We start from the raw sequence: 25,094 nt of genomic DNA, 5'->3' as shown, positions 1-25,094 counted from the left end.
CGGCTCAGCGCAGGAACAGCGCACGCAGCCGGTGCGCGGTGAACAGCAGGCCCAGGACGATCATGACCGCGAAGTACAGCACGTGCACGGCCGTGAACGGGGTGAGCACCCCCACGCTGAGCTGGCGCATCAACTCCACGCCGTGCCACAGGGGAAGGGCCTGGATCAGCCATTGCACCGCCTCCGGGTAGACGGACAACGGGAAGAACGTGGCCGAGAACAGGAACATCGGCATCAGCACCAGCATGATCCAGTCCATCTGCTGGAAGGTCGTCAGGTAGCTGGTCACGGCCATGCCGACGGCCGCGAACGCGAAGGCGATCAGCACCGCGGCCGGGATCAGCAGCACCGCCCACCAGCTGGCCACCAGCCCCAGGCCGGCCATCACCACCAGGAACGCCACCGAGTACAGCCCACCCCGGATCAGCGCCATGGTGATCTCCCCCAGCGCCACGTCCACCGGGCCGAGGGAGGTGTTGAGCATGGTCTGGTAGAGCTTGGACATCCGCATCCGGAAGAACACGTTCCAGGTGGAGTCGTAGATCGCGCCGTTCATGGCGGAGACGGCCAGCAGTGCCGGGGCGATGTACTGCCCGTAGCCGACCGGTCCGCTCGGCCCCTCGACCTGCCCGACCAGCCCGCCGAGTCCCAGGCCCAGGCTGAGCAGGTACAGCACCGGCTCGAAGAAGCCGGAGGCGAAGATCGCCCAGTTGGAGGTCTTCAGCGCGCGGAAGCCGCGCTCCAGCACGGCCCGGACGTTGCCGCCGTACATCCCGGCCCCGGGTCCGGAGCGCACCCGGATCGGGGGCATCGCCGGGACGGTCCGGTCCGGGCCCGCGTCCTCCGCCGGGGCGGTGCGGTCCGCGGTCCGGCCCCGGGCCCACCCGGCACGCAGGTGGGCCATCCCGCGCCGGCCGGCGGGGACGGCATCGGGATCCTCCCGGCCCGGCACCCACCCCAGCCGGCGGGTGTAGATCCTGTGCACGAGCGCCCATCCGGTGGCCGCGAGCCCGATCAGGTAGGCCACGTGCAGCACGGTCAGCCAGCGGGGTTCGTCCATGCCGTACGAGGCCACCCGGCCCAGCTGGGCGGCGTGCCACTGCGGGGAGAGCCAGCCGATCCACTGCAGCACCGGCGGCAGCGTGGCCAGGGGATAGAACGTCCCGGAGAACAGGAACAGCGGCATGATCAGGAACCGCTGGAGCAGGGCGTACTGGCCAGCGTCCCGCTTGAGGGAGGCGGAGAAGGCCATGATGGGCAGGCCGATGGCCAGTCCACCGAGCGTGCCCGTGACGACCTGGACCCAGCCCCAGGGACTGCTCACCACCCCGAAGGCGAGCATGATCACCAGGAACAGCACCGACTGGACCACGAAGCGCAGCAGCACGGCGAGGACGTGGCCGGCCGCGATCTGCCAGGGCTGCAGCGGCGAGGCCTGCGGGGCGTAGTAGAGCCGGTGCCACGTGAAGCCGTCCATGACCGGGTAGGTGAACTCGACCGCCGCGGCCATCAGGGTGCCCGCGGCCAGCAGGGCCGGGGCGATGAATGCGGCGTAGCCGACGCCGTCCAGGACCTGCTCGCCCCCGTCGATCAGCGAGGCCAGGCCCACGCCCATGGCGAGCAGGTAGACCAGCGGCTCACCCAGCGACTCGAACACGATCACCGCGCCGTACTTGCGCATGGTCCGCAGGTAGTGCTCGGCGTAGTACCAGGGCCCGATCCGGCGCGCCCGGGCGGCGGACTCAGCCGGTGTCAGGGGCAGCCTCCCGCTGCGATGGACCCGTTCCACGAGGACGGCCTCGGGGTCCGCCGTCCCCCCGGACTGCCGGACCGGGACGGGCGGCTCAGTCAACGAGGCTCCGACCCGTCAGGGTGAGGAACACGTCCTCCAGGGAGGACCGGCGCACCAGGGAGGTGACCGGTTCCAGGTCCAGGCCGGTGACCGCCTCCAGCGCCGCCTCGCCATCGCGGGCGTAGACCAGGACCCGGTCCGGCAGGGACTCGATCCGGTCCGCCAACGGGGCACCCGTCACGGTGGGACGGCCGGGCAGTTCGCGCTCCAGCCGGGCCGCGACCGCGGCGTTGCGGTCCGTGCCGAACCGCACCTCGAGCACCTCCCGGCTGGAGTGCCGGCGGATGAGCTGGGCCGGGGACCCCTCGGCCATGATCCGCCCCCGGTCCACCACGATCAGCCGGTCGCACAACTGCTCGGCCTCGTCCATGTAGTGCGTGGTGAGCACCAGCGTGGTGCCCTGCTCCTTGAGCCGGAACAGCCGGTCCCAGAGGATGTGCCGTGCCTGCGGGTCCAGTCCGGTGGTGGGTTCGTCCAGCAGCAGGATCCGCGGCTCGTTGACCAGTCCGCGGGCGATCACCAGGCGGCGCTTCATGCCACCGGAGAGGTCGTCGACCTTCGTGTCCGCACGGTCCGTGAGCTGGGCGAACTCCAGCAGCTCCATGGCCTTGGGCCGCAGGTAGGAGTACGGCAGGCCGAAGTACCGACCGTAGACGATCAGGTTGTCCCGGACCGTGAGCTCCTCGTCCAGGTTGTCCCGCTGCGGCACCACGCCCAGGTGCGCCCGCACCTCCGGGCCCTTGCGCTCCGGGTCCAGGCCCATGATGGACAGGGTCCCGGCCGTGCGCTGGGAGACGCCGCCGATCATCCGCATGACCGTGGACTTGCCCGCCCCGTTGGGGCCGAGCAGTCCGAAGGACTCCCCCGGGCGCACGGCGAAGTCGATGCCGTCCACGGCGGTGAAGTCCCCGTAGCGCTTGACCAGCCCCCGGGCCTCGATCACGGCGGCAGGAGGCCCCGCGGGCACGCCGGTCACCGTCACCGGCCCCGCGTGACGGGCATCACGGGACTCACGTCTCACCCGCGCGATCCTAGACCAGCGGGTGGCCGGTCGGCATCGCCCCGGGCGCCGGGGCGGCGGCCCGACACGCCGCGGTCCGGCATCGCGCCCTCATGACACGGCAGTGACGGGAGTCTCACGCACACGAGACCAGAATCATATACGATCTTGGGATCGGCGTGACGGGCCTCACGGCCCCCGCCACCGGCCCACGAGGCCGGCCACCCGAACATCCACCACCGAGGTTTCCAGACGTGACAGCTTCCAGCACCATGACCAGGCCTCGCGCCAATCAGCGGCGAGTCGCCGCGGCCACCCTGGTCGGCACCACCGTCGAGTGGTACGACTTCTTCATCTACGCCACCATCGCCGCGCTGGTGTTCGGTGACCTGTTCTTCGCCCCTGCGGGCGCGGGCTTCAGCCAGATCATCACCTTCGCCTCGGTCGGCATCTCCTTCCTCTTCCGTCCCCTCGGTGCGTTCCTGGCGGGCCACTACGGGGACAAGCTCGGCCGGAAGGTGATCCTCGTGGTCACCCTGGTCATGATGGGCGGAGCCACCACGCTGATCGGCCTGCTGCCCACCTTCGAGGCGATCGGCATCGCCGCACCGCTGCTGCTCCTGTTGCTGCGCGTCCTGCAGGGCATCTCCGCCGGTGGCGAATGGGGCGGTGCGGTCCTCATGGCCGTGGAGCACGCCCCCGCCGAGCGTCGCGGCCTGGCCGGGGCCGTCCCGCAGCTCGGCGTGCCCCTGGGCCTGCTCCTGGCCACCGGCGTGACGGCGCTGATGACCGGTGTGGTCTCCCCCGGTGCGGCCTTCGTGGAATGGGGCTGGCGCTGGCCGTTCATCGCCTCGATCATCCTCATCGCCGTCGGCTACCTGGTGCGGGTCGCCGTGGACGAGTCCCCCGTGTTCCAGGAGATCGCCGAGGCCAAGCAGCGCGAGTCCGTGCCCGTCGTCGAGCTGTTCCGCAAGCACTGGCACCTGGTGGTCATCGCGGCCCTGGTCTTCGTCGGCAACAACGCCGTCGGCTACATGTCGACGGGCGGGTTCATCCCGTCCTACGCGACGGATGAGAGCGTCGGCCTGGACTCCACCGACGTGCTGGTGGCGATGACGTTCGCCGCCGCCGTGTGGTTCTGCTCGACCCTGGCAGCCGGCCTGCTCTCGGACCGGATCGGCCGGAAGCTGACCTACCAGATCGGCTACGCGTGGCTGGCCCTGTGCGTCTTCCCGTTGTTCTGGCTGATCAACACCGGCGAGCTGGGCCTGCTGTACCTGGCCCTGTTCCTGGTCTGCATCGGCACCGGCCTGACCTACGGCCCCCAGGCGGCACTGTACTCCGAGCTGTTCCCGGCCTCGGTGCGCTTCTCCGGGGTGTCCATCTCGTATGCGATCGGCGCGATCCTCGGTGGCGCCTTCGCCCCGATGATCGCCCAGGCCCTCCTGGAACGGACGGGCGGCTCCACGGCGATCTCCGTCTACCTCCTGGTGACGGTCCTCGTGGCGCTGGCGGCCGTGAGCCTCGTGCGCGACCGCCGGGGCATCGACCTGTCCATCCACAACCAGGCCGAGCAGGAGACCGGCGCCACGGTCTTCGGCCCGGCTCCGGCGCCGCAGAAGGTCTCCGCCTGAACCCGCCCCCGGCCCGGCCGGCGCGACGGCAAAGGCCGGTCCGCCCCTCGGGGGGTGGACCGGCCTTCGGCGTGTTCGCCCGGATTCATCGCAGGATGGACGCATCACCATGTCCTGCCGGGATGATCAGTCCATCGGAGCATGAAGAATGCTCCCGCCGGGGCCCCTGTCAGCCCCGCTCGGGCTCCGTCCAGCCGTCGGCGGCCGCGGCGCGCTCGGCGGCCTCGACCACGTTGGCCAGCAGCATCACCCGGGTCATCGGGCCGACACCGCCCGGGTTGGGGGCCATCCAGGACGCCTTCTCGGCCACGCCGGGATCCACGTCACCGGTGATCCTGGCCTTGCCGTCCTCGCCCTCGACGCGGGAGACACCCACGTCCAGCACGATCACCCCGTCCTTGACGTCCTCCGGCCTGACCATGTGGGCCACCCCGGCCGCGGCGATGATGACGTCCGCGCGGGCCAGTTCGGCCTTGAGGTCCTTCGTGCCGGTGTGGGCCAGCACCACGGTGGCGTTGACGTCCCGGCGGGTCAGCACGAGCCCGGCGGGACGGCCGATGGTCACGCCACGGCCGATCACCAGGACCACCTTGCCGCTGAGGTCGATGCCGTAGTGCTTCAGCAGCTCCACGCACCCCTTGGGCGTGCACGGCAGCGGCGAGTCCAGCTCCCCGCCGACCGAGGCCACCAGGCGCCCCAGGTTCATCGGATGCAGCCCGTCGGCGTCCTTGGCCGGGTCGATCGCCTCGAGGATGCGGTCGGTGTCGATGTGCTTGGGCAGCGGCAACTGCACGATGTACCCGGTGCAGGCCTCGTCCGCGTTGAGTTCCTCGACCACGGCCAGGAGCTCCTCCTCGGTGGTCGAGGCGGGCAGGTCCTTCCGGATGGAGGCCACCCCCACCTCGGCGCAGTCGCGGTGCTTGCCCCCCACGTAGGACTGGGACCCCGGGTCCTCACCGACCAGGATGGTGCCCAGACCGGGCACGATGCCCTGTCCGCGCAGGACCTCCACGCGCCGGGTGAGGTCCTCCTTGATGGCGGCGGCCGTGGCGCGGCCGTCGAGCTTCTGTGCGGTCATGGCTGGATCACGCTTCCTTGCGGGGGTCGGCCGACAATCTATCTATCACCATAGTGATGCGAGCGGGACGTGTCACCAGCCCTCGAGGCCTTCGTACAGGGGGAAGTCGGCGGCGAGCTTCTGCACGCGGGCCTTCAGGGCCTCCAGGTCCGGGCCCGGCTTGAGGGCCTGGGCGACGATGTCCGCCACCTCGGCGAACTCCTCGGCCCCGAAGCCGCGGGTGGCCAGGGCCGGGGTACCGATGCGCAGGCCGGAGGTGGTCATCGGCGGGCGTGGGTCCCACGGGACGGAGTTGCGGTTGACGGTGATGCCGACCTCGTGGAGCAGGTCCTCGGCCTGACGGCCGTCGAGCTCGGCGTGGCGCAGGTCCACCAGGATCAGGTGCACGTCGGTGCCACCGGTCAGCACGGAGACCCCGTGCTCGGCGACGTCGGCCCCCATCAGGCGCTCGGCAAGGATCTGGGCGCCCTCGATGGTGCGGCGCTGGCGTTCGGCGAACTCCTCGGAGGCGGCGATCTTGAAGGCCACGGCCTTGCCGGCGATCGCGTGCATCAGCGGGCCGCCCTGCTGGCCCGGGAACACCGCCGAGTCGATCTTCTTGCGGTACTCCTCCTTGGAGAGGATGAAGCCCGAGCGGGGCCCGGCGAGCGTCTTGTGCGCGGTGGAGGTCACGACGTCGGCGTGGGGCACCGGGTTCGGGTGCAGTCCCGCGGCGACCAGCCCGGCGAAGTGGGCCATGTCCACCCAGAGCTTGGCCCCCACCTCGTCCGCGATGGAGCGGAACGCCTCGAAGTCCAGCTGGCGGGAGTAGGCGGACCAGCCCGCCACGATGACGGCCGGCTTGGCCTCGACCGCCTTCTCGCGGACCTTGTCCATGTCGATCCGGTAGGTGTCCGGATCCACCTCGTAGGCCGCGATGGTGTAGTTCTTGCCGGAGAAGTTCAGCTTCATCCCGTGGGTCAGGTGGCCGCCGTGGGCCAGCGACAGGCCCATCAGGGTGTCCCCGGGCTGCATGAGGGCGGTCATCAGGGCCACGTTGGCCTGGGCGCCGGCGTGCGGCTGGACGTTGACGTGCTCTGCGCCGAAGAGGGCCTTGGCGCGCTCGATCGCCAGGTTCTCGGCCACGTCCACGTACTCACAACCGCCGTAGTACCGCCGTCCGGGGTACCCCTCGGCGTACTTGTTCGTCAGCACCGAGCCCTGGGTCTCGAGGATGGCGCGCGGCACGAAGTTCTCGGACGCGATCATCTCCAGGGTGTCCCGCTGGCGGCCCAGCTCCTGGTCCAGGACGGCGGCGATCTCGGGGTCGACGTCGGTCAGGGGACGGTTGCTGAGGGACGCGGACGTCGTGGTGTTCGGCTGGGTCACGAGAAGCTCCTGCTGGCATGGTCTGGGGTTTCTGGTCTGGCGCCCGGACCCAGGCGGGCGGTCCGGGCGTCGGTCGGGGCCGACGGCGTCGGCACCACGCAGCGCCGCTTCCCGGTGGTGGTCCACCTGCGCCAGTCGCGGCCTGCGCCCCATCGTAGCGTGGTGACGGGCGCTGACCGCCTGCAATACTGCGGGACGTGACCTCCACCGAAGAGCTGCTCGACGTCGTCGTGATCGGAGCCGGCCAGGCCGGCCTGAGCGCGGCCGGGCAGCTGCTCCGCAAGCGGGTGGAGCCCGGCACCGGGTTCGTGGTGCTGGACGCCAACGACGGCCCGGGCGGGGCATGGCGGCACCGCTGGGACGCACTGACCTTCGACGCCGCACACGGGATCCACGACCTGCCCGGGATGCCGCTGGGCACGCCCGATCCCCGGGAACCGGCCAGTCACGTGGTGTCCCGGTACTACGGCGCCTACGAGGAACGGCTGGAGCTGCCCGTGATCCGGCCGGTGGACGTGCGGAGCGTGGATCACCTCCAGGGGGTCTTCACCGTCACCGCGGCCGACGGCCGGACATGGCGGGCCCGGACCGTGATCAACGCGACCGGCACCTGGGACAGCCCGTACGTGCCCTACTACCCGGGCATCGCCGAGTTCACCGGCCGTCAACTGCACACGCGCGGTTTCACGGCGGCGGAGGACTTCACCGGCCGGAGCGTGCTGGTGGTCGGCGGTGGCACCTCGGCCCTGCAGTTCCTGCTGCAGCTGCACGAGGCCGGCGCCACCACGGTCTGGACCACGCGCCGTGCCCCGGACTGGACGGACCGGTTCTTCGACGCCTCCTGGGGCGTGGACGTGGAGTCCTCCGTGTCCGCCCGCACCACGATGGGCCTGCCGCCGCTGTCCGTGGTCGCCGCCACCGGCCTGCCCGTCACCGGGCAGTACCTGGCGGGGATCGCCGCGGGCGTGCTCGTCAGTCGCGGGCCGCTGCGCCGCATCACCCCCGGCGGCGCCGTGCTGGACGGGCCGGGACCCGACGGTGGCCGGGTCCCCTCCCAGGGCGACGTCGCCGACCGCCTGCTGGCACCCGGGGGCGCGGCCTCCGGTGGGTTGGACCGGGTGCCCGCACTGACCGGCCGGGCCTGCACGGCCGTGTCCTCGGAGGACCCGCTCACCACGTGGGAGACGCCGGTGGACACGATCCTGTGGGCCACGGGGTTCCGCGCCTCCCTGGATCACCTGTCCCCGCTGCATGTCCGTGAACGCGGCGGAGGCGTGCGGATGGAACGGGACGGCGTGACGGTGGCGAAGATGCCCGGGCTGTTCCTGGTCGGTTACGGCGCGTCGGCCTCCACGATCGGCGCCACCCGGGCCGGCCGCCGTGCGGCGGTCCAGGCCGCGGCCTGTCTCTGAGGGCGTCCCGACCGTTCATCCCCGGTTCACCGATGGTCCTATTTATGAGTAACTCAGAATATGGCATAGTGGGGGCCATGAGTTCAGCGAGCCGGCGAGAGCCTGTCCGGGCACCGGAGGAGAGCACCGCACACGGTGCCGCCTCCCTGCCCTGGGCTGCGCGGGTGCGCTCGTCCGGCCTGCGGGTCACCAAGCAGCGACTGGCCGTCCTGGACGCCCTGGAGCGCACCCCGCACGCCACGGCGGACCAGGTGCTGGCGGCCGTGCGGCAGTCCCTGCCGGAGATCACCGTGCAGTCGGTCTACACCGTGCTGCACTCCCTGACGGACGCGGGACTGCTGCGCCAGCTGGACCTGGCCAACTCCCCGGCGCGCTACGAGACCCGGGTGGCGGACAACCACCACCATGCCGTGTGCACGGGGTGCGGTCGCATCGAGGACGTGGCCTGCGCCGTCGGGCACGCACCGTGCCTGACCCCCGCGGACGCGCACGGCATGGCCATCCGGGTGGCCGACGTCGTCTACCAGGGACTCTGCGCCGACTGCGCCGCCCAGGACGCCGGCGCCGCCGGCACCCCAAGCCCCCGGGACGCCCACCAGGGCTGACCGGACCTTCACCCACCCAACCCACCATCCCCGACCAAGGAGAACGTGATGACGGAAACCACTCCGCATGCAACGGGTTCGACCACCCAGGCCGGCATCCCCGCCGTCAGCGACCGCAACTCGCTGACCGTCGGCAGCAACGGCCCCATCGTGCTGCACGACAGCCACCTCGTGGAGACGCTGCAGCACTTCAACCGGATGAACGTCCCCGAGCGTCGCCCGCACGCCAAGGGCTCCGGTGCCTTCGGTGTCTTCGAGACCACCGAGGACGTCAGCGGCTACACCAAGGCCGCCCTGTTCCAGAAGGGCGCCAAGGTCCGCATGCTGGCCCGCTTCTCCACCGTCGCCGGCGAGCTGGGCTCCCCGGACACCTGGCGTGACGTGCGCGGCTTCGCCCTGAAGTTCTACACCGAGGAGGGCAACTTCGACCTCGTCGGCAACAACACCCCGGTCTTCTTCGTGCGCGACCCCATGAAGTTCCCGCACTTCATCCGCTCGCAGAAGCGCCTGCCGGACTCCGGCCTGCGCGACGGCACCATGCAGTGGGACTTCTGGACCAACAACCCGGAGTCGGCCCACCAGGTCACCTACCTCATGGGTGACCGCGGCCTGCCCAGCACCTGGCGCCACATGAACGGCTACGGCTCCCACACCTACATGTGGGTCAACGAGGCCGGCGAGAAGTTCTGGGTGAAGTACCACTTCGAGTCCCGCCAGGGCGTGGAGTCCCTCTCGAACGAGGAGGCCGAGCGGCTGGCCGGAGCCAATGCCGAGTACCACCGCCAGGACCTGTTCGAGGCCATCAAGCGCGGCGAGTTCCCGCAGTGGGACCTGTACGTCCAGGTCATGCCGTACGAGGAGGCCAAGACCTACCGGTTCAACCCCTTCGACCTGACCAAGACCTGGTCCAAGAAGGACTACCCGCGGATCAAGGTCGGCACCATGACCCTGAACGAGAATCCGACGAACCACTTCGCCGAGATCGAGCAGGCGGCGTTCTCCCCGGCCAACATGGTGCCGGGCATGGGCATGAGCCCGGACAAGATGCTGCTGGGCCGCAACTTCGCCTACCAGGACGCCCAGCGCTACCGCATCGGCACCAACTTCCAGCAGCTGCCGGTCAACAAGCCGGTCAACGAGGTGCACACCTACAACTTCGAGGGCAACATGTGGTACGACCACTCCGGCGCCCGCCCGGTGTACGCCCCGAACTCCTTCGGCAGCTCGTGGTCGGACGAGACCGGTGCCGTGGACGTCAGCTGGGAGAACGACGGCGAGCTCGTCCGGTCGGCCTACGCCCTGCACACCGAGGACGACGACTTCGGCCAGCCCCGGACCCTGCTGAACGAGGTGTTCGACGACGCCCAGCGCGACCGCTTCGTGCAGACCGTCGCCGGAGCCCTGGACGGCGTCCAGGAGCCCGTGCTGTCCAACGCCTTCCAGTACTGGAAGAACGTGGACGCCACCATCGGCCAGCGCATCGAGGACGCCGTCAAGTCGAACCTGGACGGGGCCACCGTCCCGGGCATGGGCGTCGACGCGGGCGAGACGGTCGGGGCCTCCGCGCGCTGATTCCGCGGCCACCACTGCCCCCCGGGGCGCCGCGGCGGCCCGGGACGGCATCGCCGGCGTGACCCACCGGGACCGGACGGTCCCGCCGGGCCGGACATGACCCGTACATGACAAGGGCTGGTACCTGCCGTGAGCAGGTACCAGCCCTTCGTCGTGGGCCGCCGGTCGGTGGCACGCCCCGCCGCGGCCCTCGACGGCCGCTCCTTGACGGCCCCCGGCGGCCCGGGACGGTCTATGACCCGTCAGCGGCTCACCGTCCGGCGGCGTGGCTCCCGCCGCGACCCTCGTCGCGCGCGTCGGCCTCGTCCGCTCCGGGCGCGTCACCGGCCTGGCCCTCCTCGCCGCTCAAGGGTTCGTCGGCGCGGCCTGCCCCACCCCTCGGGCGCGTCTCCCCGACCGGGTGAGCCTCCTCGCCCGGGCGCGTGTCCGTCTCCGGGCGGGTGTCCTCGACCGGGCGGGTGTCCTCGACCGGGCGGGTGTCCGCCTCCGGACGGACGTCCTCGACCGATCGCGGCTCCTCGGCCGGGCGGGTGTCCGCCTCCGGACGGACGTCCTCGACCGATCGCTGTTCCTCGGCCGGGCGGTCGACCACCGTCTCCCCGTCCCCCGCCGACCAGTTGGCCACGTCCTGGACGACGTCGGGCTGCGACTGGGTGGGGCGATCCGCCGGGACGGGCGCTGCATGGCGACCCTGCGGCTGCGCGGCCGCGGAGTCTCCCGCCTCGTCGGCGTCCCGCCTCACCGCGGGCTCGCCGTCCGCGTCCGGCGCGCGGCCGTCGTCGCGCTCCGCCGGCAGGGCGGCGACGTGCGAACCGGGCCGATCCCGCTCCCCCAGTTCCTCGAGCGGGTCCGATCCGTCCCGGCGCCGGCCCTCCCGATCGGTGTCCACGGACGGGTCCTTCCGGTCCGCCTCCCGCAACTGGGCCTCCAGCGCGCTGGCCGCGGAGTCGGCCTCCTGCTGCCGCTCCTCGGCCTCGGCGCGCAACTCGCGCGCGCGTTCCTCGGCGGTCTCGGCCTCCTGCTGCACGGACTCCGCCGCGCGCGCCTCCGCTGCCGCCAGTTCCTGTTGGCGCACGGCCTGCTCGCGGATCCGCTCCGCCTCCTGCCGGTCGGCCTGGCGCTTGCGGGCACGCCGGCGGTTGCCCGCGATGACGACGATCACCACGATCAGGATGAGCACCACCAGGGCGATGATGAGCCAGAGGATCTGCTGGTCGTTCATGACGTGTCCTTCTGCAGGGGCCGGGGCGACGCCGGGCCAGGCCTCCGCCCGGCGTCCGTCACCGCGGCGGGGCCGTCGGTGACCTCATGCGGCCCACTGTGCCACAGGCGGCAGCCCAGCCCCATGCCTGAGCGCTCCCCCTCCCCTCCCACCACGGACCCGTCCCTACTCAGGCGTTGCCTCCGCGCCCTCCCCGTCCGGAGTACCCTTCCCCTACACGCCGACATGTGGTGTACACCACTATGACGATAGGTATAGGATCCGAGCATGAGCGCTTCTCAGTCGACTGCGTCCCCGAGCAAGATGGTGTTGACGCTGTCCTGCACCAACACCCGAGGCATCGTCCACGCCGTCTCGGGCGCCCTGTTGTCGGTGGATGCCGACATCACCGAGTCCAAGCAGTTCGACTCCCCCGAGTCCGGCAGCTTCTTCATGCGGGTGGAGTTCAACACCGGCGAGCCGCTGGAGCGGGTCCGCGAGGCCCTGGCGCCCGTGGAGGAACAGTTCGACATGGAGCTCGGCCTGTGGGAGGCCTCCCGGAAGACCCGCACCCTGGTGATGTGCTCCAAGGACGGGCGCACCCTCAACGACCTGCTGTTCCAGCACCGGACCGGCACGCTGCCGATCGACATCCCGGTGATCGTCTCCAACCACCTCGAACTGCAGCCGATGGCGTACTTCTACGGCATCCCCTACGTGCACATCCCGCTGGTGAAGAACGAGGACGGGACGGACAACAAGGCCGAGGCTGAGCGCAAGCTCATGGAACTCGTGCGCATCTACGACATCGAGCTCGTGGTGCTGGCCCGCTACATGCAGGTGCTCTCCGACGACCTGTGCCGCCAGCTCGGCGGCAAGGCCATCAACATCCACCACTCCTTCCTGCCCTCCTTCAAGGGCGCCCGGCCCTACCACCAGGCCCACGAACGCGGCGTCAAGCTCATCGGCGCCACCGCCCACTACGTCACCCCGGACCTGGACGAGGGCCCGATCATCGACCAGACCGTCCAGCGCGTCACCCACGCCCAGTCCGCCCGCGACTTCGTCAACCTCGGCCGCGAGGTCGAGGGCTCCACACTGTGCCGGGCCGTGCGCTGGCACGCCGAGCACCGCGTGCTGCTCGACGGCAACCGCACCGTCGTCTTCGACTGACCAGAGACCATGACCCGGTCCGTGGGGCGCTGGGGGGCGTGGACCCTCGGCGCTCCGGTGGGGACGACATGGTTACTCTGGTGACATGGCACACCTGATCACGATCGCCGGCGCCACGCCGTCCATCCACGAGTCCGTCTTCCTGGCCCCCACCGCCACCCTCTCCGGGGACGTGGCGATGGGTCCGCAGTCCTCCGCCTTCTACGGCGTGTCCGCCCGCGGGGACAGCGCCCCGATCCGTGTGGGCGAGAGGACGAACCTGCAGGACAACGTGGTCCTGCACGCCGACGCCGGCTTCCCCTGCACGCTGGGCCACGACATCTCGGTGGGCCACTCCGCCGTCGTCCACGGGGCCACGGTCGAGGACGGCTGCCTGGTGGGCATGTCCGCCACCATCATGAACGGGTCGGTCATCGGCACCCAGTCGCTGGTGGCCGCCGGCGCCCTGGTGCTCGAGGGGACCGTGGTCCCCCCGCGCTCACTCGTGGCCGGAGTGCCCGCCAAGGTCCGCCGCGAGCTGACGGACGAGGAGGTCGCCTCCCTGGGCACCAACTCCGCCACCTACGTGGAACTGGCGGCGAAGCACCGCGACGCCACCGCCTGACGGGGCCCCACCGAACCGATCCCACCGAACCGGTCCCATCGAACCGGTCCTGGCCGGCCCAGGCCCTCGGGGCCAGGGACCTGCCGGGGACGCGATCCGCAGCCCCGGCAGGCCGGTCAGGCCTTCTGCGCGTCCCGCTCCCTCGCCGCGGCCAGCTCCCGCTCGCGTTCCTCGGCCGCCATCCGCGTGAGTTCCGCGCCGGCCTCCGCGTCCCGGGTGAGGTTCTCCCCGGACTCGGGGTCGAAGATGTGGATCCGCGAGGTGTCCACCCAGAGCTCGACGGGCCGCCCCGGTCGCACCCTCGACTCGGCGGAGAGGGTCGTGACGACCTGCGGGCGCAATTCGTCGGCGTCCATGTCCGCGGCCAGGTCGGACAGCAGGCGGCGCACCTTCTCGTCGGGCTCGAACTCGATGTACCCGTACTGCTCGTGTCCCAGCCACTCCAGGTGCGACAGCTCGGCGGTGAACACCGAGCCCTTGGGCATCTTGGCCTCGTCCACCAGTGTCGCGTCCTCGAAGAACTCGGGCCGGACGCCGACCAGGACCAGGTCCTTGCCCTGGGCCACGGCCGCCCGGTCGGCCGGGATGGGGATGTCACCGATCGGGGTCGAGAGCACCGTCCCGCCGGAGCCCTCCGTGATCGTGGCAGGCAGGAAGTTCATGGACGGGGACCCGATGAAACCCGCCACGAAGAGGTTGACCGGCTGTTCGTACAGTTCGCGCGGGCTGGCGACCTGCTGCAGGATGCCCTTCTTCAGCACCGCGACCCGGTCCCCCAGGGTCATCGCCTCCGTCTGGTCGTGCGTGACGTAGACACTCGTGACACCGAGCGAGCGCTGCAGCTGGGCGATCTCGGCCCGCATCTGGCCGCGGAGCTTGGCATCGAGGTTGGACAGCGGCTCGTCGAACAGGAACGCGTCCGCCTCCCGCACGATAGCCCGTCCCATCGCCACGCGCTGGCGCTGGCCGCCGGAGAGGTTCGCCGGCTTGCGGTCCAGGTGCTCGGTGAGCTCGAGCATCTTGGCCGCCCGCTGGACCTTCTCGTCCACCGATCCCCCGCCGTTGGCGTCCTTGGCCAGGCGCAGCGGGAAGGCGATGTTCTCGTACACCGTCAGGTGCGGGTAGAGCGCGTAGTTCTGGAACACCATCGCCAGGTTGCGGTCCTTGGGGGCGGCCTCGTTCATCCGCCGGCCGTTGATCTGCAGTTCGCCGGAGGTGATGTCCTCCAGCCCGACGATCATCCGCAGCAGGGTCGACTTCCCGCAACCGGACGGGCCCACGAGGATGACGAACTCCCCGTCGGCGATGTCCAGGGACACGTTGTTCACAGCCGGGAAGCCGTCGTCATACTTCTTGACGATGTTCTTGAGGGTGATGGAGGCCATGTGGATTCCCTTTCGTTTCCTGCGCTCAGCCCTTGACCGCGCCCGAGGTCAGGCCTGCGACGATCTGCTTCTGGAAGAGCATGACCAGCAGCACCACGGGAATGGTGACGATGATTGCCGCAGCCGAGATCGCACCGGTGGGCGATTCGAACTGCGAGGCACCGGTGAAGAACGCCAGTGCCGCCGGAACCGGACGGGCCGCTTCCGTGGAGGTCAGCGAGATGCCGTAGACGAAGTCGTTCCAGGCGATGAAGAACGCGATGATCGCGGTCGTGAACACCCCCGGCGCCGCCAGCGGCACGATCACCTTGCGGAACGCCTGCAACGGGGTGGCCCCGTCCACCTGGGCCGCCTGCTCCAGTTCCCAGGGGATCTGCTGGAAGAACGCCGCCAGGGTCCAGATGGCGATCGGCAGCGTCAGGGACAGGTAGGGGATGATCAGGCCGGGCCAGGTGTCGTACAGCCCGATGCTGCGCCACAGGTTGAACAGCGGGGTGACCAGCGAGATCACCGGGAACATGGACACCATCAGGGAGACCGTCAGGACGATCTTCTTGCCGGGGAAGTCGAGCCGGGCGATCGCGTAGGCGCACAGGGTGGCCAGGACCACGGCGATCAGGGTGGCGATGATCGAGATGCCGATCGAGTTCCACAGGGCGCTCAGGAACAACTCCTGCGAGTCGCCGACCAGGATCTCCTCGTAGTTGCTGGTCGAGGGGTTGTCCGGCAGGAACTTCCCGTTGGACAACTCCCCCGGGGTCTTGAAGCTGGTCGCCAGGATGGAGGCCACGGGGAACAGGCACCACACGGCCACGACGATGGTGATGACCCACCAGCCGATGGAGGTGTTGCGCTTGGCCCGCCGGGCTCGCCTCTGCCCCTCGGCCTCTTCCGGGGTGAGTGTCTCGGTGCTCACTTGCGTCCTCCCCGTCCGCCTGCCAGGTCAACGTTGAAGCCCTTCACCGCGATCAGTGCCAGTAGTCCCACCAGGAGGAACAGCACGACCGAGATGGCCGAACCGAGGCCGATCTCGAGTCGTCCGATCGAGGTGCGATAGGCGAGCAGGGAGAGGACCTCGGTGCCATAGGCGCCATTGGTCATGATGAAGATCGAGTCGAAGACCCGGAACGCGTCCAGCGCCCGGAAGAGCACGGCCACCATGATGGCCGCCTTCATGTTCGGCAGGATGACCCGCCACAGCCGCTGCCACCAGCTGGCCCCGTCCACCGCGGCCGCCTCGGACAGGTCGTCGGGGACCTGGGCCAGGCCGGCCAGCAGCAGCAGCGAGATGAACGGGGTGGTCTTCCAGATCTCCGAGAACATGATGACGAACAGCGCCGAGCCGCCCTGGGCGAACCAGTTGAGCTGGCCGTCGAAGCCGGGCACCCAGCTGAACCAGTTGTTGATGTAACCGGAGTCGATGCTGAACATGTAGTACCAGGCGAAGGCCGAGACCACGGTGATGATGCCGTAGGGCACCAGGATCACGGTGCGGACCAGGCCACGGGTGGACTTGATGGCCTTGTGCATGACCATGGCCAGCATGAAGCCCAGGATCAGCTCGACGAACACGGTGACCACGGTGATTAGCGTCGTGACGCCCAGGGCGCTCCAGAACACCGGGTCGCTGAAGATGACGCCGTAGTTGGACAGGCCCACGAACTCGCGTTCCTCGGGCGCCGTGAGGCGGTAGCTGAACAACGAGTCCCAGAAGGCCTGGAGGACCGGGTAGAAGATGACGGCGACCATGATGAAGAACGCGGGTCCGGCCAGCCACCAGCCCAACCGGGCCTCGGCCCGGGCCCGTTCCGACCGGGGGGCCTTCCGCCGCCCCCGGCCGCCGGACGGGTCGTCGGGCGCCTCGGCGTCGACGGCGGGCACGGTCGTGGGAATAGAGCTCACAGCAGCGACTCCCCTCGCAGCACTTCCTGGATGAATTGGCCGGTCTCGGCCGGGGTGGTCTCCGGGTCCACGCTGGCCGGCGGCGTGTAGCGCTGCTGGATCGCGGTGGAGACCTCGTTGTAGTACGGCGTCTGCGGCCGGGGCGCGGCCAGTTCCAGTGACTCACGGATGGTCTCCGCCATGGGGAACCGCTCCCGCACGGAGGGATCGTCGAACGCGCTCGCGCTGGAGGGCGGGTTGCCATTGGTGACGAAGTACTCGGTCTGGTTCTCCGGTGAGACGATGCACTCGACCGCGTCCCAGGCCAGGTCCTGCTGCTCCGAGGCGGCGCCCACGCCCAGGTTGATGCCGCCCAGCGGCGGGGCGGGCTCCGTGTCCCCGGACGTCCTCGGGTAGACGGACCAGCCGATGTCCTCGGGCAGGTCCGCGGGGACCGCCCCGTCCTCCGCCGAGGCGTTGGTGGCGGGCCAGACGAACGGCCAGTTCACCATGAACGAGCCGCTGTCCCCCTGGAACAGCAGCATGGCCTCGTTCTCCTGCTGGGTGGCCAGGCCCGGGCCGCCCAGGCCCTCCGTGCCGATGGTGGAGATGATCTCGGCGGCCTTCCGGCCGGCGTCGCTGTCCAGGCCGATCTCGACCTCGTCAGCCGGCGCCTCCGGGTTCTCGATGATCTGCCCGCCGCCGGACTCGATCAGGGCGTTGAGCCAGACCGTCATGGCCTCGGCCCGGGCGCCCTGCACGCCCAGTTCCTTGTCCTGGTCCCGAGCGACCTGGATCATCTGGTCCCAGGTCACGGGGCCGTCCATGTCCAGCCCGGCCTCCTCGACCACCGACTTGCGGTACCAGAGCAACTGGGTGTTGGCCCAGAACGGGACGGTCACCAGGGTGTCACGCCACGTGGCCCCGGCCAGGGCCCCCTCGAGGGTGTCCCGCGTGGTCGCCTCGGCCACCTCCGACGGCGGAACCGCCAGGAAACCGGGCTCGGCCAGTTCCGGGATGAACGGCGGGTCCAGGGACATGATGTCCATCGAGGTGTCGCCGGCCGCCAGGCGGCGGGTCAACTGCTCACGCTGGGAGGCGGCGTCGTTGGGCAGGATGGAGGTCTCGATCCGGTAGGCGCCTCCGGCCGCATCGGAGCACTTCTGCGCGATCGCGGCCTGGCCACCGTCGTCCGGGTTCGTGTACCAGGTCAGGACCGGGGTGTCCTCCGCCGGGCCGCACCCGGCGAGCAGCAGCGCCGCCGAGGCCATCATCGCCATCCCTGCCGTTCGGCGGGCGGCACCGCCATTCCCTCGGGCCTGCCTCATCAGTCGCGCACCTCCGGTCCGGTTCCACCTCTACGGCTCACCCGGCTGGGCGGAAGGGCTCCCAGGGGGAACCGGTTCCACCGTGCCACGGGGGACCGTCTGGAGGGAAGCCTATGCATGAACTGGGAGTTTTCCCAAGACATGCTCCGCGAGCACCTGCCCACGGACCCCCCGTCCCACATGGCATGTCCGTGGCCGCACGGGTGCGCCCCGGCCCCGCGGCACGGCCGGCTCCCGCCCGGGCCGGGGCAGGAGCGGGCCGTGCCGGTGGAGTGGTGACGGTGCTGGCGCGGGGCCCGATGCCCTACGCTTCAGGGCATGGGCACCGAGGTCGAGTCGAGTACGTACACCCGTTCCGATCGGACGCGCTACCGGGAGCGCCTGGAGGCGTCCCTCGAGGAGCTGAAGGCCTACCTGGCCACGGAGGACTTCGCGGGGGCCGGGCGCATCGGCCTGGAACTGGAGCTGAACCTCGTGGACGAGGAGTTCCAGCCGGCGCCGCTCAACCACGAGGTGCTCGCCGCCATCGACGACCCGGCCTTCCAGACCGAGCTGGGCCGCTACAACATCGAGCTGAACCACCCGTCCCTGACCATCCACGGCCACGGACTCACGGACCTGGAGGAGTCCCTGCGGGCGGAGCTGGTCCGGGCGGACGACCGCGCCGTGCGCGCCGGGGCGCACCTGTACGCCGTCGGGATCCTGCCGACCATCGACGGCGAGGACCTCTCCGGTGAGCGCTGGATCAGCGAGGGCAACCGCTACGCGGCGCTGAACACCGCGGTGCTCGAGGCCCGCGGCGAGGACATCCTGATCGACATCGACGGTCCCGAGCACCTCTCCTACTACGCCAAGGACATCGCCGCCGAGTCGACCTGCACCTCCATGCAGCTGCACCTGGAGGTAACCCGGGAGAAGTTCGGGCCGGTGTGGAACGCCGCCCAGGCCATGGCCGGTCCGCAGGTGGCGCTCTCCGCGAACTCCCCGCTGTTCCTGGGTGCCAAGCTGTGGACGGAGAGCCGGATCCCGGTGTTCCAGCAGGCGGTGGACACCCGGGCACCGGAACTGGCCCGGCAAGGTGTGCGCCCCCGGGTCTGGTTCGGGGAGCGGTGGATCGACGGGATCGAGGACCTCTTCGAGGAGAACATCGCCTTCTTCCCCGCCCTGCTGCCGGAGCGGGCGTCCGACACCGGCCCGTTGGGCTCGGGGGCGCCGGCCCTGCCGGAGATGCTGCTGCACAACGGCACCGTGTACCGCTGGAACCGCCCCATCTACGACCCGGGGCGCGACGAGTCGACCACGGAGGCCGGCACCGTGCCCGCGCGGCCGGCCAACCTGCGGGTGGAGAACCGGTTGCTGCCGGCCGGTCCCACCGTGGTGGACATGGTGGCCAATGCGGCGTTCTTCTTCGGCCTGGTCAAGTACCTCGTGGACACCGAGGAGTGCCCCTGGGAGCGGATGTCCTTCGCGGTGGCGCGGACCAACTTCTACGACTGCGCGCGGCACGGGCTCAACGCCTCGGTCTACTGGCCCGGCTACGGGGACGTGCCGGTGACCGAGCTGCTGGACCGGTACCTGCTGCCCTCCGCCCGTCGGGGCCTGGAGATGCTGGACGTGGACCCCACGGTGGCGGACCGGTACCTGGAGGTGCTGACCGGGCGGATCCGCACCGGCCAGAACGGCGCCACCTGGATGACCCGCTCGCTGGGACGGTTCGAGGAGTCAGGGCTGTCCCGGGGCAAGGCCCTGGCGCGGCTGGTGGAGGAGTACGGCAAGCACATGCGGACCGGCCGTCCGGTGCACACCTGGGCGCTGCCGGAGGGCTAGCCGGCGGCCCGACGGTCCCCCGGCGTCCGCGAGCCTCAGGCGAGCGCGGTGCCGGCGAAGCACGTGGCGGTCGCCCCGCCGACCCAGACCTCGCCGTCCTCGGTGCAGGTGATCTCCACCTCGCCCGTGCGTCCCAGCACGGTGCCCTGCGAGACCCGGTAGCGCCCGCTGACCGCCCCGGTGCGGAGCATCCACTGGGCCACCGAGGCGTTGAGGCTGCCGGTCACCGGGTCCTCGCTCACCCCGATGTCCGGGACGAACGCCCGGATCTCGAAGGCGGACCGGGACCCGGCCGGGTACGCGCCGATGACCCCGAGCTTGAGGTCCGGGATCAGGCTCAGGTCCGGTTCGATCCCCAGCACGGCCTGCGCGTCCCGGAGCACGACGACGGCCCAGCCCGGTCCGTTGTCCACCCACTGGTGGGCGAGCACCTGGTCCGGGCCGACCCCGAGGGCCGCGGTGGCGCGCTGCAGGTCCGCCGGGTCGAGATCTCCGGAGCGGAGGGTGGGCGGTGCCTGGAAGGCGAGCGTGCCGCCGTCGTGCCTCAGGGTGACCAGGCCGGCGGCGCACTCCTGAACGATTCGGCCGGGGTCCTGCGGCGTGCCGCCGTGCTCCAGCCAGGCGTGGGCCGACCCCAGCGTGGGGTGTCCGGCGAAGGGCAGCTCCCCGCCGGGAGTGAAGATCCGGAGGCGGTAGTCGGCACCCGGTGCGGTCGGCGGCAGGACGAAGGTGGTCTCGGACAGGTTGGTCCAGCGGGCGATCCGCGCCATCTCCTCCTCGCCCAGGCCCTCGGCCTCGAGGATCACGGCCACGGGGTTGCCCCCATAGGGCGTGGCGGAGAAGACGTCGACCTGGGCGAAGGCGCGGGAGCGGGTCATGGGGTGAGCGTAGCCATCGCCCGTATCCCGCTTCAATCCGGGTGTCCCGCCCGCACCACGTGACCAGGACCGGACGCGCGGCACGAGGTTCGGGCCCGGGTGGGAGAATCGGTGCCATGCCACTGATCCTCCGGCCCCCGCGGCACGACGACGAGGCGGCCCTGCGCCGGATGCACGGGCAACTGCTGCCGGACGGCTTCGAGATCCTGCTGGTGGAGGGCACCTGGGACGAGGTGCTGGAGACGCTGCGCAAGGAGGCCGCCGGGGAGGACCTGAGGCCCGGGTGGGTGCGCTCGGACTTCCTCGTGGCCGAGGTGGACGGGGTGCCGGTGGGCCGGGTGTCCATCCGGCACGAGCTGAACGAGCAGCTGCTCGAGATCAACGGCCACGTGGGCTACGCGGTCGCTCCGGAGCACCGGCGCCGCGGACACGCCACGGAGATCCTGCGCCAGTCCGTGCGGCGGCTGGCCGGGCTCGGGGTGGAGCGGGTCCTGGTGACCTGCGACGAGGACAACGCCGGGTCGGCGGCCGTGATCGAGGTCAACGGCGGGGTGCTCGAGGACGTCCGGACGGTCGGCGAGCGCCGGGTCCGGCGGTACTGGATCGACTCGGGCGCCCGGGACCCCCGGGCCCGGAGGCCCGCCCCAGGCCCGGGGCGGGACTGACACGGTTCCACGCACCGGGCACCGGTGAGGCCGCGGCCCCCTGCGGGGGGCTGTGCGTGGCTGCCGTCCTCGGCTAGGGCAAGGGGGCGAATCGACGCGTGGGGGGTGCCGGACTCGGCCCGGCCTCGGTGGCGATGCCTCTCAGCGAGGTGGCGCACGCGATGCCGGCGGAGACACCCTGGCCCATGGCGATGACCACCAGCTGCAGTCCCGGAGTGAGGTCACCGGCGGCGTAGACGCCGTCCACGCTCGTGAGCTGGAAGCCATTGACGACCAGCTGGCCCTCGTCGTCCAGTTCGCATCCCAGCCCCACGGCGAGGTCGTGGTGCGGGCGGTGGGCGTAGGAGAAGAACACTGACGCTCCGGGCACGCACGTCCCGTCCTCCAGCAGCACGCCGGCCAGTTCGCCGGGCTCGCCGACGAGAGCGGTGGCCGGCCCGTCGAACACCTCGATGCCGTGCGCCGCCAGGCTGCGGCGCTGGTCGGTGCCGAAGGACTCAGCGGTGGTGTCGGTGACGATCCGCACGGTGGCGGCCCAGTCCAGCAGCTCGGAGGCGAAGGCCGGCACCTGGTCTCCGGCGCCGAGCACGACGACGTCCTGGCCCCGGATCTCGAACCCGTCACAGGCCGGGCAGTGGTGGACGTCGATCCCGTAGTGCTCCTCGAACCCCTCCACCCGGGGGAACCGGTCGCTCACCCCGGCGGCCAGCACCACGCGGGAGGCCCGCACGCGGTGGACCCCGTCGATCACGGCGGTGAACCCGGTCTCCGCGCTCCCCCGCAGGTCGGTGACGGTGCCGGATCGCAGGCACACCTCCGGGTACCGGTCCACCTCGGCGCGCATGCCGGCCAGCAGCCCCTCCGGCGCCACCGGGTCCCGGCCCGGGATGCCGTGGGCCAGGTCGGCATGGCGGTTCCGGGGCCGGCCCGCGTCCACCACGAGGGTGGAGCGCTGGTAGCGGCCCAGCCACAGGGCCGCGGACAGCCCGGCGGGGCCGCCGCCCACCACGAGGACGTCCACGGAGGAGGGGAGTTCGGAACTCATCGGTCCACAGGGTACTGCACGGGGGTCCCTCAACCGCGGTTGCGCGTCCTGGCGGTGGCCGGCGCCGTCCACGGGTCCTCGGGCCAGGGATGCTTCGGGTACCGTCCGCGCATCTCGGCCCTGACCTGCGCGTAGGGTCCGGACCAGAACGAGGCCAGGTCGCCGGTCACGGCCAGCGGCCGGCCCGCCGGTGAGAGCAGGTGGAACACCACCGGCACCCGCCCGTCCACGAGCCGCGGGGTCTCGGCCAGCCCGAAGCACTCCTGCAGCTTGACCGCCACCACGGGCGCGCCGGCATCGCCGTCCTCCCCGCCGGCGCCCACGGCCGGGTACCGCACGGCGGCGGTCCGGCCGCTGGGCACCGGGAGCCGCTCGGGGACGAGCTCGTCGAAGCGGACGGCATCGGGCCACGGCAGCAGACGCCGCAGGGCCTCGGCCAGGTGCACGGAGCCGGTCCTCGCCCCGCCGGCCAGTCTCTCCACCTCGGGCGCCAGCCACGCCTCCCAGTCCTCGGCCAGGGCGGCGTCCGAGACGTCCGGCCACGGCTCACCCAGCACCCGGTGCACCAGGCCCAGCCGCCGGCGCAGGGTGTCGGCCGCCTCCGAGACCCCCAGCGGTCCCAGCCCCTCGGTGCGCAGCACCCGGACGACGGCGGCCCGCCCCTGCTCCCGGTCCGGGGTGACGGGCGTCTCGGAGAGCGTGATCGCCCCGATCCCGCGCCGCAGCCTGCCGACCACCCGGCCGTCCTGCCAGTGCGCGGTGCGTTCCTCCGCCAGGAGCGGTCCGGCCAGCCGCTGGGCCAGGTCGCCGTCCACGGGGGCGGCCGCACGGATCACGGCTCCCGTCCCGGCGGCGGCCCTGCCCTCGGCGCGGGCGACCTCCGCGCAGGCCAGCCACTCGGTCCCGGCCAGGGCGCTGCCCGGTGGCAGTGCCGCGCGCGTGCCCGAGGCCAGCAGGTAGACCTCCGCCCCCGCGCCGCGGCCCGTCCCGGGGTCGCTCACCCGGCGGGCCAGCCGCTCGGGCCAGGCCAGCCCGACGACGGCCCCCACCGCCAGTTCCCCCGGCACCCGGGCGCCGGGAGACCGGTCCCGGCCCGTTGCCGTGTCCGCACCCGGGCCCGCGCCCGGGCCCGCGGCCGAGGACGCCAGGGCCTCGAACCGCCTCGCGTCCTGGGCCCACCGGGCGGCACTGCCGTCACGGGCGCCTCCCCCACGGCCCGTACCACCGGACCGCAGCCGGGACAGGGCACCGGTGAGGTCCGCCCCCTCCGGGCGGACGTCGGAGGAGGCCAGGGCGACGACCTCGGCGGCGGCACGTGCCCCGACCAGTCCCGTCCCGTCCAGCAGTGCGCGGGCCAGCCGCGGTTCGGCCGAGATCGCGGCGAGCCCCCGTCCGTGGTCGGTGGCGCGGCCGGCGTCGTCGATCGCGTCCAGTGCCCTCAGCGTGGCCAGCGCCTCGGCCAGCGGGTCCTGCGGCAGCGGGTCCGGGAGCACCAGCCCCTCCCCACCGGGGGCGCCCCAGCAGGCCAGGACGAGCGCCGCCCCGGTCAGGTCCGCCACCTGGACGGCGGGGGTGGGGTGTGCGGGTGCGGCGCCCAGGGTGGACCGGTCATAGCAGCGCACCACCGTGCCGGGCCCGAGACGCCCGGCCCGCCCGGCCCGCTGCTCGGCGGAGGACTGCGCGCAGGTGGCCGTCACCAGTCCCGTCATGCCGCGCCCGGTGTCCCGCCGGGGCTCGCGGGCGAGTCCGGAGTCCACCACCAGGCGCACGCCCGGAACGGTCAGGGAGGACTCGGCCAGCGAGGTGGAGACGATGATCCGCGGTGCGCCGCCGGGCTCACGGCCGCCCACGGCACGATCCTGCTGGGCGGAGGTGAGCTGGCCGTGCAGGGGCAGCACCTCGGTGCCGGGGGCCAGCTGCGCGATCCGCTCACAGGTGAGCGTGACCTCCCGGGCGCCGGGGACGAAGACCAGCGCGTCGGTCCCCGGCTCGGCGGCCAGCGCCGCGGCGTGGGCCTCGACCGCGCACCGCGCGACGTGGTCCAGGAACTCCCGCGTCACCCCGCGGGTGTACTGCCGCGGGCCGGGGTGCGGGCGATAGGAGACGTCCACGGGGTGCAACGCCGAGGGGCAGTCGACCACGGGCACCGGTGCGCCCCGGCCGGTCCCCTCGCCCAACCGGTCCGCGAACCGGGCGGCGTCCAGGGTGGCGGACATCGCCACGAGCAGCAGGTCCGGACGCAGCTGTGCGACCTCCCCGAGCATGCCGAACAGCAGGTCCGACTCCAGGTCCCGCTCGTGCACCTCGTCCAGGATCACCGCACCGGTCCCGGCCAGTTCCGGGTCCGCCAGCAACCGGTTGACCAGGATGCCCGGGGTCACGAACTCCACCAGGGTCTCCCGGGACGTGGTCCGCTCCCCGCGCACGGTGTGGCCGGCGCGGACCCCGGCGGCCCGGCCGGTCCCCCCGGATCCCGACCGCCCCCCGGTTCCCGCCGGGCGGTCGAGGCTCGCCAGCCGGCGGGCCGCCGCTCGGGCCGCCACCCGGCGTGGCTGGGTGACGACGACCCGCAGCGGCGCCCGTGCC

20 protein-coding genes and 1 pseudogene are annotated in these 25,094 nt (G+C 71.7%); 8 read left to right on the top strand and 13 right to left on the bottom strand.

Annotated elements, in window-relative coordinates; genetic code table 11:
* Window positions 1–4: 4 nt before the first annotated feature.
* The 3 genes and pseudogenes from CITRI_RS20325 to CITRI_RS0114025 form a co-directional block, all read right to left on the bottom strand.
* Window positions 5–811 carry an ABC transporter permease gene (locus CITRI_RS20325; RefSeq protein WP_237709078.1) on the bottom strand — a complete coding sequence of 269 codons (807 nt, stop codon included), beginning with the start codon at window positions 809–811 and terminating at the stop codon, window positions 5–7.
* A 195-nt stretch (window positions 812–1,006) separates the two neighbouring features.
* A pseudogene (locus CITRI_RS20320) lies at window positions 1,007–1,681 on the bottom strand (ABC transporter permease); the annotation flags it as partial.
* A gap of 163 nt (window positions 1,682–1,844) precedes the next feature.
* Complete coding sequence (locus CITRI_RS0114025) at window positions 1,845–2,834, bottom strand: ATP-binding cassette domain-containing protein (RefSeq protein ID WP_010145536.1); 990 nt, start codon at window positions 2,832–2,834, stop codon at window positions 1,845–1,847.
* A 290-nt stretch (window positions 2,835–3,124) separates the two neighbouring features.
* On the opposite strand from CITRI_RS0114025, the gene CITRI_RS0114020 reads away from it, so the two are divergent.
* On the top strand, window positions 3,125–4,486 hold the full coding sequence (locus CITRI_RS0114020) for an MFS transporter (RefSeq protein ID WP_010145535.1): 1,362 nt from the start codon (window positions 3,125–3,127) through the stop codon (window positions 4,484–4,486).
* A 169-nt stretch (window positions 4,487–4,655) separates the two neighbouring features.
* Here CITRI_RS0114020 and CITRI_RS0114015 read toward each other — a convergent pair whose 3' ends face one another.
* Both CITRI_RS0114015 and glyA read right to left on the bottom strand, forming a co-directional pair.
* Complete coding sequence (locus CITRI_RS0114015) at window positions 4,656–5,564, bottom strand: bifunctional methylenetetrahydrofolate dehydrogenase/methenyltetrahydrofolate cyclohydrolase (protein ID WP_010145534.1); 909 nt, start codon at window positions 5,562–5,564, stop codon at window positions 4,656–4,658.
* Between the two features lie 72 nt (window positions 5,565–5,636).
* Entirely contained in the window at window positions 5,637–6,932 is a 1,296-nt protein-coding gene (glyA, locus tag CITRI_RS0114010; RefSeq protein WP_010145533.1) for a serine hydroxymethyltransferase, read from the bottom strand.
* Window positions 6,933–7,129: 197 nt separating this feature from the next.
* Here glyA and CITRI_RS0114005 point away from each other — a divergent pair, with 197 nt between their 5' ends.
* From CITRI_RS0114005 to CITRI_RS0113995, 3 genes are all read left to right on the top strand, one after another.
* Window positions 7,130–8,344 carry an NAD(P)-binding domain-containing protein gene (locus CITRI_RS0114005; RefSeq protein ID WP_010145532.1) on the top strand — a complete coding sequence of 405 codons (1,215 nt, stop codon included), beginning with the start codon at window positions 7,130–7,132 and terminating at the stop codon, window positions 8,342–8,344.
* A 77-nt stretch (window positions 8,345–8,421) separates the two neighbouring features.
* Window positions 8,422–8,949, top strand: a complete 528-nt coding sequence (locus CITRI_RS17915) for a Fur family transcriptional regulator (protein WP_141566123.1) — start codon at window positions 8,422–8,424, stop codon at window positions 8,947–8,949.
* A 48-nt stretch (window positions 8,950–8,997) separates the two neighbouring features.
* Window positions 8,998–10,521 (top strand): catalase, encoded by a 1,524-nt coding sequence (locus CITRI_RS0113995; RefSeq protein WP_010145529.1) that lies wholly within the window; start codon window positions 8,998–9,000, stop codon window positions 10,519–10,521.
* A 250-nt stretch (window positions 10,522–10,771) separates the two neighbouring features.
* Here the strand turns inward: CITRI_RS0113995 and CITRI_RS18565 are convergent, their stop codons facing one another.
* On the bottom strand, window positions 10,772–11,743 hold the full coding sequence (locus tag CITRI_RS18565) for a hypothetical protein (RefSeq protein ID WP_010145528.1): 972 nt from the start codon (window positions 11,741–11,743) through the stop codon (window positions 10,772–10,774).
* A 267-nt stretch (window positions 11,744–12,010) separates the two neighbouring features.
* Here CITRI_RS18565 and purU point away from each other — a divergent pair, with 267 nt between their 5' ends.
* Together purU and CITRI_RS0113980 are read left to right on the top strand one after the other, a co-directional pair.
* Window positions 12,011–12,895 (top strand): formyltetrahydrofolate deformylase, encoded by an 885-nt coding sequence (gene purU, locus CITRI_RS0113985; RefSeq protein ID WP_029139357.1) that lies wholly within the window; start codon window positions 12,011–12,013, stop codon window positions 12,893–12,895.
* Between the two features lie 85 nt (window positions 12,896–12,980).
* Window positions 12,981–13,499, top strand: a complete 519-nt coding sequence (locus CITRI_RS0113980; protein WP_010145526.1) for a gamma carbonic anhydrase family protein — start codon at window positions 12,981–12,983, stop codon at window positions 13,497–13,499.
* 116 nt (window positions 13,500–13,615) lie between these two features.
* On the opposite strand, the gene CITRI_RS0113975 is transcribed toward CITRI_RS0113980, so the two are convergent.
* The 4 genes from CITRI_RS0113975 to CITRI_RS0113960 form a co-directional block, all read right to left on the bottom strand.
* Window positions 13,616–14,884, bottom strand: coding sequence for an ABC transporter ATP-binding protein (locus CITRI_RS0113975; RefSeq protein ID WP_010145525.1), 1,269 nt, complete (start codon window positions 14,882–14,884; stop codon window positions 13,616–13,618).
* A gap of 25 nt (window positions 14,885–14,909) precedes the next feature.
* Entirely contained in the window at window positions 14,910–15,725 is an 816-nt protein-coding gene (locus CITRI_RS0113970) for a carbohydrate ABC transporter permease (protein WP_029139356.1), read from the bottom strand.
* A 71-nt stretch (window positions 15,726–15,796) separates the two neighbouring features.
* Window positions 15,797–16,786 carry a carbohydrate ABC transporter permease gene (locus CITRI_RS0113965; RefSeq protein WP_237709077.1) on the bottom strand — a complete coding sequence of 330 codons (990 nt, stop codon included), beginning with the start codon at window positions 16,784–16,786 and terminating at the stop codon, window positions 15,797–15,799.
* A complete protein-coding gene (locus CITRI_RS0113960; protein WP_141566122.1) occupies window positions 16,783–18,045 on the bottom strand; it encodes an extracellular solute-binding protein in 1,263 nt (420 codons plus the stop codon). The genes CITRI_RS0113965 and CITRI_RS0113960 overlap by 4 nt, the downstream gene beginning before the upstream one ends.
* A 366-nt stretch (window positions 18,046–18,411) precedes the next feature.
* Here CITRI_RS0113960 and CITRI_RS0113950 point away from each other — a divergent pair, with 366 nt between their 5' ends.
* A complete protein-coding gene (locus tag CITRI_RS0113950) occupies window positions 18,412–19,920 on the top strand; it encodes a hypothetical protein (protein ID WP_010145521.1) in 1,509 nt (502 codons plus the stop codon).
* A gap of 35 nt (window positions 19,921–19,955) precedes the next feature.
* Here CITRI_RS0113950 and CITRI_RS0113945 read toward each other — a convergent pair whose 3' ends face one another.
* Window positions 19,956–20,798 carry a PhzF family phenazine biosynthesis protein gene (locus CITRI_RS0113945; protein WP_010145520.1) on the bottom strand — a complete coding sequence of 281 codons (843 nt, stop codon included), beginning with the start codon at window positions 20,796–20,798 and terminating at the stop codon, window positions 19,956–19,958.
* Window positions 20,799–20,914: 116 nt separating this feature from the next.
* Here CITRI_RS0113945 and CITRI_RS0113940 point away from each other — a divergent pair, with 116 nt between their 5' ends.
* The gene (locus CITRI_RS0113940; protein ID WP_010145519.1) at window positions 20,915–21,463 is read left to right on the top strand and encodes a GNAT family N-acetyltransferase; all 549 of its coding nucleotides are present in this window, start codon (window positions 20,915–20,917) and stop codon (window positions 21,461–21,463) included.
* Between the two features lie 73 nt (window positions 21,464–21,536).
* Here the strand turns inward: CITRI_RS0113940 and CITRI_RS0113935 are convergent, their stop codons facing one another.
* Both CITRI_RS0113935 and hrpB read right to left on the bottom strand, forming a co-directional pair.
* Window positions 21,537–22,508 carry an NAD(P)/FAD-dependent oxidoreductase gene (locus CITRI_RS0113935; protein WP_010145517.1) on the bottom strand — a complete coding sequence of 324 codons (972 nt, stop codon included), beginning with the start codon at window positions 22,506–22,508 and terminating at the stop codon, window positions 21,537–21,539.
* Between the two features lie 29 nt (window positions 22,509–22,537).
* Window positions 22,538–25,094, bottom strand: a 2,557-nt coding sequence (gene hrpB, locus CITRI_RS0113930) for an ATP-dependent helicase HrpB (protein ID WP_010145516.1), incomplete at its 5' end; no start/stop codon positions are given.

The sequence above is a fragment of the Citricoccus sp. CH26A genome, assembly GCF_000224415.1.
Lineage (GTDB): Bacteria > Actinomycetota > Actinomycetes > Actinomycetales > Micrococcaceae > Citricoccus.
This window is presented reverse-complemented; position numbering and strand designations above follow the sequence as displayed.

Excerpts from the sequence above, each read along its gene's own strand:
- CITRI_RS20325 (WP_237709078.1), bottom strand. The coding sequence starts at position 811 with ATGCCCCCGATCCGGGTGCGCTCCGGACCCGGGGCCGGGATGTACGGC.
- CITRI_RS0114015 (WP_010145534.1), bottom strand. The coding sequence starts at position 5,564 with ATGACCGCACAGAAGCTCGACGGCCGCGCCACGGCCGCCGCCATCAAG.
- CITRI_RS0113975 (WP_010145525.1), bottom strand. The coding sequence starts at position 14,884 with ATGGCCTCCATCACCCTCAAGAACATCGTCAAGAAGTATGACGACGGC.
- purU (WP_029139357.1), top strand. The coding sequence starts at position 12,011 with ATGAGCGCTTCTCAGTCGACTGCGTCCCCGAGCAAGATGGTGTTGACG.
- CITRI_RS18565 (WP_010145528.1), bottom strand. The coding sequence starts at position 11,743 with ATGAACGACCAGCAGATCCTCTGGCTCATCATCGCCCTGGTGGTGCTC.
- CITRI_RS0113945 (WP_010145520.1), bottom strand. The coding sequence starts at position 20,798 with ATGACCCGCTCCCGCGCCTTCGCCCAGGTCGACGTCTTCTCCGCCACG.
- CITRI_RS0113980 (WP_010145526.1), top strand. The coding sequence starts at position 12,981 with ATGGCACACCTGATCACGATCGCCGGCGCCACGCCGTCCATCCACGAG.
- CITRI_RS17915 (WP_141566123.1), top strand. The coding sequence starts at position 8,422 with ATGAGTTCAGCGAGCCGGCGAGAGCCTGTCCGGGCACCGGAGGAGAGC.
- CITRI_RS0113935 (WP_010145517.1), bottom strand. The coding sequence starts at position 22,508 with ATGAGTTCCGAACTCCCCTCCTCCGTGGACGTCCTCGTGGTGGGCGGC.
- CITRI_RS0113995 (WP_010145529.1), top strand. The coding sequence starts at position 8,998 with ATGACGGAAACCACTCCGCATGCAACGGGTTCGACCACCCAGGCCGGC.
- CITRI_RS0113950 (WP_010145521.1), top strand. The coding sequence starts at position 18,412 with ATGGGCACCGAGGTCGAGTCGAGTACGTACACCCGTTCCGATCGGACG.
- CITRI_RS0114020 (WP_010145535.1), top strand. The coding sequence starts at position 3,125 with ATGACCAGGCCTCGCGCCAATCAGCGGCGAGTCGCCGCGGCCACCCTG.
- CITRI_RS0113940 (WP_010145519.1), top strand. The coding sequence starts at position 20,915 with ATGCCACTGATCCTCCGGCCCCCGCGGCACGACGACGAGGCGGCCCTG.
- CITRI_RS0113960 (WP_141566122.1), bottom strand. The coding sequence starts at position 18,045 with ATGGCGATGATGGCCTCGGCGGCGCTGCTGCTCGCCGGGTGCGGCCCG.